We start from the raw sequence: 817 nt of genomic DNA on the forward strand, positions 1-817 counted from the left end.
CCCCCGAAGCACCCCGTATCCGGACCACCACCGAAGGGGAGCGCCCGGGCGGGGGTCGTCGACACGTTCGGTCCGACATCACACCGTCGGGTGACAGGTGCCGGGCCAAGCCCGCCCATCGGGTGGCACGGAAGCCCGGTGATCGCGACACGCGCCGCCGTGCGCCGCTGACCGGAGGCCCCGGGTGTGGCACCAAGGAGGCATGACACACCGGCGGATGCCCAACGAACGGCTGCGAAGCCTGCTGGACGAGGCCGACTGGACCCAGGAGGCACTGGCCCGGTCCGTGAACGCGATCGGCTCCGAGATCGGGTGCCCGCTGCGGTACGACCGCACCGCCGTGGCCCACTGGCTGGCCGGCACCCTGCCCCGGGAGCCCGTCCCGGAACTGGCCGCCGAGGCCCTCTCCCGACGGATCGGACGCCCGGTGACGCCGGAGGCCGCGGGCTTCGGAAGCGGCGGCACCCGGTCGTCCGACCGGGGAACCGCGGGCGGACCGGCGCACGGCGCCGGCACCGAGCCCGGTCGGGAGGCCCGGGGAGTCGCCCCCGGCGACACGGCCGACGGTTTCGCGGCCACGTGCCGGGCGGACGCCGAGGGTGCCCGGCTCGCTCCGATGCGACAGCGACCCTACCGGGTGGCGGAAACCGAGGTACCGGGGCCGCCGATCGAGTCGGTCGGGGACGACCGCGTGGGCGCCCGGATGTTCGACCCCCGGGTGACGCCCCCCGCCCCGGGAGGCGTCCGACCGGGTGCCGCGCCCCCGGACAGGGGCCGTTCCCGCCCGGGCCGGTCCCCCCGCAGACCGGTCGAGCAC

Annotated in this window: 1 protein-coding gene; it reads left to right on the forward strand. The window is 77.0% G+C overall.

Annotation, left to right across the window (positions count from 1 at the left end; all coding sequences use genetic code 11):
- Positions 1–202: 202 nt before the first annotated feature.
- A partial coding sequence (locus FOE67_RS27330; RefSeq protein WP_498370727.1) for an NsdA family TPR-like regulatory protein occupies positions 203–817 on the forward strand: 615 nt, incomplete at its 3' end.

This window comes from Streptomyces calidiresistens, from assembly GCF_014141525.1.
Lineage (GTDB): Bacteria > Actinomycetota > Actinomycetes > Streptomycetales > Streptomycetaceae > Streptomyces > Streptomyces calidiresistens.